Origin of the sequence: [Zimmermannella] bifida NBRC 103089, from assembly GCF_001570925.1 — a bacterium.
Classification (GTDB): Bacteria; Actinomycetota; Actinomycetes; order Actinomycetales; family Microbacteriaceae; genus Gulosibacter; species Gulosibacter bifidus.
Map to the genome: position 1 here is coordinate 1 of NZ_BCSP01000024.1, position 6,815 is coordinate 6,815.

At 65.3% G+C, this 6,815-nt stretch carries 9 protein-coding genes; 4 read left to right on the forward strand and 5 right to left on the reverse strand.

Annotation, left to right across the window (positions count from 1 at the left end; genetic code table 11):
• The coding region (locus ZBI01S_RS10040) for a hypothetical protein (protein ID WP_222822393.1) at positions 1–246 on the forward strand (246 nt) is incomplete at its 5' end.
• On the opposite strand, the gene ZBI01S_RS09250 is transcribed toward ZBI01S_RS10040, so the two are convergent.
• The 5 genes from ZBI01S_RS09250 to ZBI01S_RS09270 are packed head-to-tail and all read right to left on the reverse strand — an operon-like array spanning position 243 to position 3,723.
• Positions 243–500, reverse strand: a complete 258-nt coding sequence (locus ZBI01S_RS09250) for a ubiquitin family protein (RefSeq protein WP_066059572.1) — start codon at positions 498–500, stop codon at positions 243–245. The genes ZBI01S_RS10040 and ZBI01S_RS09250 overlap by 4 nt on opposite strands.
• Positions 493–765 (reverse strand): DUF6457 domain-containing protein, encoded by a 273-nt coding sequence (locus ZBI01S_RS09255; protein WP_066059575.1) that lies wholly within the window; start codon positions 763–765, stop codon positions 493–495. The genes ZBI01S_RS09250 and ZBI01S_RS09255 overlap by 8 nt, the downstream gene beginning before the upstream one ends.
• Before the next feature lie 46 nt (positions 766–811).
• Entirely contained in the window at positions 812–1,306 is a 495-nt protein-coding gene (gene moaC / locus ZBI01S_RS09260; protein ID WP_066059579.1) for a cyclic pyranopterin monophosphate synthase MoaC, read from the reverse strand.
• A complete protein-coding gene (locus ZBI01S_RS09265) occupies positions 1,303–2,550 on the reverse strand; it encodes a molybdopterin molybdotransferase MoeA (RefSeq protein ID WP_066059582.1) in 1,248 nt (415 codons plus the stop codon). The genes moaC and ZBI01S_RS09265 overlap by 4 nt, the downstream gene beginning before the upstream one ends.
• Positions 2,551–2,574: 24 nt before the next feature.
• A complete protein-coding gene (locus ZBI01S_RS09270; RefSeq protein ID WP_066059584.1) occupies positions 2,575–3,723 on the reverse strand; it encodes a HesA/MoeB/ThiF family protein in 1,149 nt (382 codons plus the stop codon).
• 137 nt (positions 3,724–3,860) lie between these two features.
• Between ZBI01S_RS09270 and modA the strand changes: the two genes are divergently transcribed.
• The 3 genes from modA (at position 3,861) to ZBI01S_RS09285 (ending at position 6,788) form a co-directional block, all read left to right on the forward strand.
• A complete protein-coding gene (gene modA, locus ZBI01S_RS09275) occupies positions 3,861–4,622 on the forward strand; it encodes a molybdate ABC transporter substrate-binding protein (protein WP_083524685.1) in 762 nt (253 codons plus the stop codon).
• 152 nt (positions 4,623–4,774) lie between these two features.
• On the forward strand, positions 4,775–5,650 hold the full coding sequence (gene modB, locus ZBI01S_RS09280; RefSeq protein ID WP_245610603.1) for a molybdate ABC transporter permease subunit: 876 nt from the start codon (positions 4,775–4,777) through the stop codon (positions 5,648–5,650).
• A complete protein-coding gene (locus ZBI01S_RS09285) occupies positions 5,643–6,788 on the forward strand; it encodes a sulfate/molybdate ABC transporter ATP-binding protein (protein WP_159421489.1) in 1,146 nt (381 codons plus the stop codon). The genes modB and ZBI01S_RS09285 overlap by 8 nt, the downstream gene beginning before the upstream one ends.
• The last annotated feature ends 27 nt before the right edge of the window (positions 6,789–6,815 follow it).

The window sequence follows — 6,815 nt, forward strand, 5'->3', positions numbered from 1 at the left end:
ACATCTGCCGACGAGATTGTGCTGGATATCAATGAGCGTCTACGACAGCGCGATGGGTGGACCAGCGAGAATAACAATACGATTGATCCGGTGGATCCGCCGTACATTTACTCTCCGGATGGTTACCAGATTGCGGTGCGCTCGGAACAGGTGCCTGACACAGATATTGAGTCAGTGCAGATTGTTGTGTGGAGCCCTTGTTTCATTCCTGAAGGTGGCACGCTGCCGCCCGGTAGGAAGATCTAACCGCCGGCGAAGGGCGGAAGCACGTCAACTGTAACGTTCGCACCCAGCGGGACATCCGCATCCGAACCCGCGACACATGGCGCGACTCGCGTGCCGGCAACAAGCAGCGAACACTGCGCCAGTACCTGCGAAAACTCCGCGCCAAACTGTGTACGCAGGGCGTCACAAAGCTCGCCGGTGGATGCAGCGTTAACAGCGAGCGCGTCGGTGCCGGCCGCGTCTGCCGCCGCAGCGAACAATCGAACGTTAACCATTTACATCCTCGTGCGTCTCGACAAACTCACGCACAATCGCATCGGCCTCGGCATAGCTCGAAACGGTGCCGCGTCCAAGCACCAGCCCCATAATGAACGACGTGATCGGAGCAGCCGGACGAACGACGCCGTGCGCAACCACACCGGTCAGGCTCAGCAAGTCAGCGGTCGGAACCTCATCGGCGCGCAGACCAAGCGCTGGACTGATCTGCGCCACCCACTCTGGCAGGCCCTCTGGCAGCGTGCGGTTATCTGAATCGCTCATGTTGTCTCCTTTGATAACGGGCAAACTTCAGTTCGAGTCAAGCACTCTATTCGGCGTCGGCCGGTGCAAACCCGGGACGGTACCAAGCACCCGACTTGCCACCGGTCTTGGCGATGAGCTCGACCCGTTCGATTGCCACCGACTTATCGAGGCCCTTCACCATGTCCACCACGTTAAGCGCCGCGATTGAAACCGCCGTGAGTGCCTCCATCTCGACACCGGTGCGGTCAGCGGTGCGTACCGTCGCCGAAATCGCGACCCCGTCGGCCTCGAGCGATACATCAATGGATGCACCGTGCACGCCAATAATGTGCGCCAGCGGCAGCAACTCGGCACACTTTTTTGCACCGGCAATTCCTGCCACACGGGCAAGGGCGAACACGTCGCCCTTGGGGACCGAGTTGTCCCGCAGCGCGGCCATGACCGCATCCGAGCAGCGGACAAACCCGCGCGCCGTCGCCGAGCGCACCGTCGGCTGCTTCTCGGTGACATCGACCATGTGGACCTGGCCGGCACCGTCAAGGTGTGTGAACTTGCTCATCGCAACATCTCCCAAACTTCAAGCTGATCGCCGACACGAACCAGCTCGCAATCGGCTGGTACCACGGCAAGCCCGTCGGCGCGGGCAATGCGTCCAACCATATGCGAGCCTGAGCCGCCGCTGTGTGCGGGAACGATCGTGTCGCCGTCTGTCCATCGCACCGGCATCAGCTGCGCACGGCCTGCGGGGGTGCGCCATTCTTCGCCAACAACCGCCATGCGCGAATCGTGTGTTGGGCCCAGTTCGCCGCGCATCCGTCGCAGCGCCGGGCGCACAAACGCCTCAAACGAGGCCATGGCACTGACCGGGTTGCCGGGCAAGCAGAACACGAGCGCGTTGCCGATCTGGCCAAATCCCTGCGGCTTACCGGGCTGCATGGCGACCTTGGTGAAGTTCACGCCGCGATCAGATAGTCGCAAGCGCACCACATCGAACGCGCCCACACTCACACCACCGGTGGTGATCACAACGTCGGCGCGCTCGCAGGCCGCCTCGACCACCTCGAGCAGGTGTTCGCCCGAATCATCGGTGCGGAAAACGCCAATGATTTCGGCGCCAGCTTCGTTAGCGAGCAGCCCCATGAGCGGCGTATTCGAGTCATACAGTTGGCCGCGCGCTGGCGTCAGTGCCGCGACATCGGCAGCCGTCGGGTCGAGCAGCTCATCACCCGTGGCAATCACGGCAACCCGTGGGCGGCGCACGACCTCGACTTCGCCCACGCCTCCGGCAGCGAGCGTGGCAATAGCGCGCGCGCCGAGCTCCGTGCCGGCGGGCAGCAGCTCGGTGCCCTCGGCAATGTCTTCTCCAGCCCGGCGGATGTGGGCACCCGGTCCCTTGGCCGAGGTCACGTCAATGGTTTCGGCCGCGGTCTCGGTCACCGCAGTACCGAGCGTGGTCGCTTCGAGCGGAACCACCGCATCCGCATCGCTCGGAATCGGCGCACCGGTCATTACCCGAGCGCACGTACCCGGCGCGAGCGCCGGGTCAGCCGAACTGCCGGCGGGCACATCGCCCACAACGCGCAGCCGCACCGGCGCAGCCTCGCTCGCATTCTGCACATCGGCAAACCGCACGGCGTAGCCATCCATGCCCGAATTGTCGAAGCCGGGCAGCGAAGCCCGCGCGATCACGGGTGCGGCAAGCACGCATCCGTGCGCTTCGAGCAGGGGCACACGCAGCTGCTCGCGCGGGGTGACCTTGGCGAGTACTTGCGCCAGGTGCGTTTCAAGCGGGATGAGATTCATCGGGACTCCTCAACGTTCAGGCGTCTAGGTGGCGCTGCTGTCGGGCAGAATCGCGGCCAGCGCGGCTACACCACCATCGAGCGTACTGACTTCTGGATAACCCGCATCCCGCAATAATTCAGCCGCCGCGCGGGCCCGCGGGCCCATGGCACAGACCACGGCGATGGGGGAGTCGGGTAGATCGAGCGCACCGCTCAGCATTGATGCTTCGAGCGTTTCGAGCGGCACATGTGCGTAGGGACGTGGCACGGGCAGGTCGGGGTGGAGCGCCGGGCGCACGTCGAGGACGAACGCGTCGTCGGGTAGCTCGTCGATGCGGATGCGGTGGGCGCGGTCGGCGGTGCCGGTGGCTGGCCCGGGTGTGGTCACGGCCCCGGTTGGGGCCGGGTCGCTGTTGCGTGTGGCGTTCTTGGCAGCCGGTTCGGTACCCGCCGATGCTGCCAACGGAAGCTCGCGCACCCGCCCGTGCCGCGCATCCCACGACCGCACCAACCCAACCAGGGGGCTGCCGCTGGTGGTCACGATGCGCAGCGCCTCGCCGGCCATCGCACCGCCGATCTCGGCCGTAAGCGGTGCAAACACCCCGGTCGACGCGCAATTCGGGGCATCGGTTGCGGCGAGGAGCCCCTCGCGATCCACCAGATCGTCCAGCTGCGGGCCGCCCGGGGCGAAGACGGTGAGTAGACCGTCCCAGCCGAGTGCCGAACCCCACACGAGCGGCACACCCAGGCGTGCGGCAGCATCGGCAACGGCAAACCGTGTCGGCCACTGGTCGGTGGTGTCGAGTACGACATCGGCGGTAGCCAACAGCTCGTGGGCGTTCTCGGGCGTGATGCGGATGCGGCGGGTCACGATGCGCGCCCCCGTCTCGGCGAGCGCGCGGGCCGCGGCCTCGACCTTGGGCACGCCAATGTCGGAGCGTCGGTAGAGCGTTTGCCGGGCCAGGTTGCTCGCTTCGACCGCATCGTCATCAATGATCGTGAGGGTGCCCACGCCTGCGGCAGCAAGTGAAAGCAGGGCGGGGCAGCCAAGACCTCCGGCGCCGACGACGGCAATATGCGATCCGGCAGCGCTGCGGACACCCGATTCGCCGTAACCGAGTAGTCGGCGGTGGCGTGCCTGCGCGTCCTCGCGCTCGGCCGCTGTGGCACCGTCACCTTGGAAAATTCCCATGCAGCCAATCTAGTCGCGAATTGCGCGGTGGTTCTCACCCGGTCGTCCCCGCGGCGTCCATCCTGTCGAGCGGCGCCGCTGCCGCAAAAACATGCCTACACTGGGTGGTTGATACCGGTTCACAATAAGGAGAAGTAATGCGTGGGCGGATTCGCAGCATCGTGGCTGCAGCAGGAATGGTATTGGCACTTACGGGATGCACGAACGCGGCAACGGACGCCGCACACGAGCCGATCGAGATTTTCGCGGCCGCATCCCTCGATAAGGGCTTTACCGAAATGATGGATGCGTTCAAGCAAGAGCACCCTGACGCGCAGTTCAAACCCATGGTCACCGGCGGCTCGCAAGAGCTCGTCACGCAGATCAACGAGGGCGCCACGCCGGACGTAGTCGCGCTCGCGAGCGAGAAGTCATCGAAGCCACTGATCGAAGCCGGCACCGTCGCCGAAGAGAAGTTCACGATCTTCGCCGAGAACACGCTCGTCATCGCCGTGGCGAAGGGCAACCCCAAGGGCATCACCGACGTCACCGACCTCGCCAGCCGCACCGACATCAAGATCGCCATCTGCGCACCAGAGGTGCCCTGTGGCGCTGCCACCGAGAAGCTCCTCGACCTCTCGAACGTCAAGCTCGAAGGCGCAACCCAAGAAAACAACGTCTCGGCCACGCTCGCCAAGGCCGAGCTCGGCGAAGTCGACGCAGCACTCGTTTACGCCTCGGATGTCGCCACCTCGACGGCCGACCTCGAAGCGGTCGTACCGGCCAAGGCCGGCGAAGTCGTCAACCGCTATCCGATTGCGGCAATGAGCGATAACCCCGATGCCCAGAAGTTTGTCGAGTTCGTGCAGAGCGAGAAGGGCAAGCAGATCTTGCAGAAGAATGGACTGACCACGCCGTAACCAGCTCGCTGATGCGGCAACCCGCTGGTGCGTTGCGAAACCCGTCCGTGCCGCCGGACGCCGCATCCGTTGAACCGCCCTGCCGGGCCGTCTAACTCGGCCTGGCAGGGCGAACACGGCGCAGGCCACCACGACAAGACAGAGCAGCAACCGTGACACTTCATTCCGAACAGCGAACGCGCAGCCGCGTGCATCCCACGCGTTCGCGAACGCCAGTGTTGGTGACCGTGCTCGCGATCGCCGCCCTCGCGTCGATCACGCTCTCGCTCGTGGCCCTGTTCATCCGCGTCGATTGGACGTCACTGCCCGAAGTACTCGGCAATGGGCGCATGCTCTCGGCGCTCGCGGTGTCGTTTGGTACCGCGATCTGCGCCACGGCGCTGTGCGTCATCTTTGGCGTACCGCTCGGGATGTGGCTGGCTCGGTCACCGCGCGTGCTCGGCAACACGGTGCGCGCGATCGTGCTCGTGCCAATGCTCATGCCGCCGCTCGTTGGTGGCCTCGCACTCTTGGCATTCGTTGGACGACGCGGACTGCTGGGCGACTTGCTCGCATCCGTCGGCATCGTCTTGCCGTTCACAACCCCGGCGGTCGTCATCGCCCAGGTGTTTGTGGCCATGCCGTTCTTGGTGATCGCCGTCGAACAGGCGCATCGAGCTGCCGACCCACGCTTCGAGCACGTCGCGCGCACACTCGGTGCGAGCCGCACGGATGCGTTCTGGCGCGTGACCCTGCCCATGCTGCGGCCGGCAATCGTGGCCGGCGCGACCATGAGCTTTGCTCGCGCCCTCGCCGAGTTCGGCGCCACCACGCTATTCGCCGGAAACGTTGAGGGCGTCACCCGCACCATGCCAATGGCGATCTACACGACGTTCTCAGGCACCGGCGGCGGGGTCGAAGAGGCGTATGCGCTCGCGGCCGTGATGTTGGTCGCAGCGATTGCGGTGCTGATCGCCCTGCGCGGCTGGCAGCCAACGATGGCCCCCGATTCGGAATCGCGCCGGGCTGGGGGTGCGGATCGTGCCTAATCGAAAACGCAATACCGCCAAACCGGCGACAACTGGCAACGCCACCGAGCCGGTGCAGTTCTTGCAGACCAGTCGCATCGGTCAGATTGGCACCTCGGCCGGGGCGCAGCATGCCGAAGCGTCGGCAATGGGGTCGATCCGTGGCCGCGTCTGCGTCGAGCGTGCCGGGTTCTCGTTGGACGCCGACCTCAATGTGCGTTCGGGGGAGCGCACCGCCATCATCGGTTCGAACGGCACCGGAAAATCGACCTTGATCGGTGCAATTGCCGGCACTGTAGAGTGCACCGACCAAACCACACTTACCCTCGGCGGCGAAGCAATGCCCGAGCCCGAGCATCGCGGTATCGGCTATCTGAGCCAAGACCCGCTGCTGTTCCCGCACCTCAATGTGCTCGACAATGTGGCGTTCGGGCCGCGTCGCCGAGGCAAGTCAAAGGCTTCGGCGCACCTGCTGGCCCGCGAGGCGCTCGACCGAGTCGGCCTTGCCCACCTCGAAAAGCGCCACTCGCGTGAGCTTTCGGGCGGCGAGCGCCAGCGCGTCGCATTCGCGCGCGTGCTCGCATCCGAACCGCGAATCTTGCTGCTCGATGAGCCATTCGCCGGACTCGACGTCAACGCCGCCGCGAACCTGCGCGAGCTGATTCGCTCGGTGGCCGAAGCCAACCGGCTCACTCTGCTGCTGATCTCGCACGATCTGGTTGATGTGGTGTCGCTGTGCGACAACGTCATGGAGATTGACCGTGGGCGCGTTGTGCAGACGACCTCGGTGCACGCGCTGCGCAGCCGCCCGGCAACGGAGTTTGCCGCGTCGTTTGCGGGCGTCGTGCGCATCCCCGGGGTCTACCGTGATCGAGCCTTCCACGCCGATTGTGGGCTCGTATTGCGGTCGTCCCAGTTCGAGGTGTGCACCGAGCCGTTGCGCCCCGCATACCTGTGCTGCGGGCCGCATGAGGTGGACGCGAACCCCGCAGTCGACGTGAATGATCCCGGATGCGAGGACCGCGCGATTTCGATGGTGGGTTCGGGAACGAGTTTGGTCACCAAACTGGCCAGCGGGCTGATGACCGCTGAAGCCGTGCCGCCAGGAACGACCGTGCAGGTGCACGTGCGCTCCGCGCGCATCCTGCCGCAAGACTAGCTGCGCTCCCGGCTGCCCGCCACGCCC

Excerpts from the sequence above, each read along its gene's own strand:
- ZBI01S_RS09255 (WP_066059575.1), bottom strand. The coding sequence starts at position 765 with ATGAGCGATTCAGATAACCGCACGCTGCCAGAGGGCCTGCCAGAGTGG.
- moaC (WP_066059579.1), bottom strand. The coding sequence starts at position 1,306 with ATGAGCAAGTTCACACACCTTGACGGTGCCGGCCAGGTCCACATGGTC.
- ZBI01S_RS09270 (WP_066059584.1), bottom strand. The coding sequence starts at position 3,723 with ATGGGAATTTTCCAAGGTGACGGTGCCACAGCGGCCGAGCGCGAGGAC.
- ZBI01S_RS09265 (WP_066059582.1), bottom strand. The coding sequence starts at position 2,550 with ATGAATCTCATCCCGCTTGAAACGCACCTGGCGCAAGTACTCGCCAAG.
- modA (WP_083524685.1), top strand. The coding sequence starts at position 3,861 with ATGCGTGGGCGGATTCGCAGCATCGTGGCTGCAGCAGGAATGGTATTG.
- ZBI01S_RS09250 (WP_066059572.1), bottom strand. The coding sequence starts at position 500 with ATGGTTAACGTTCGATTGTTCGCTGCGGCGGCAGACGCGGCCGGCACC.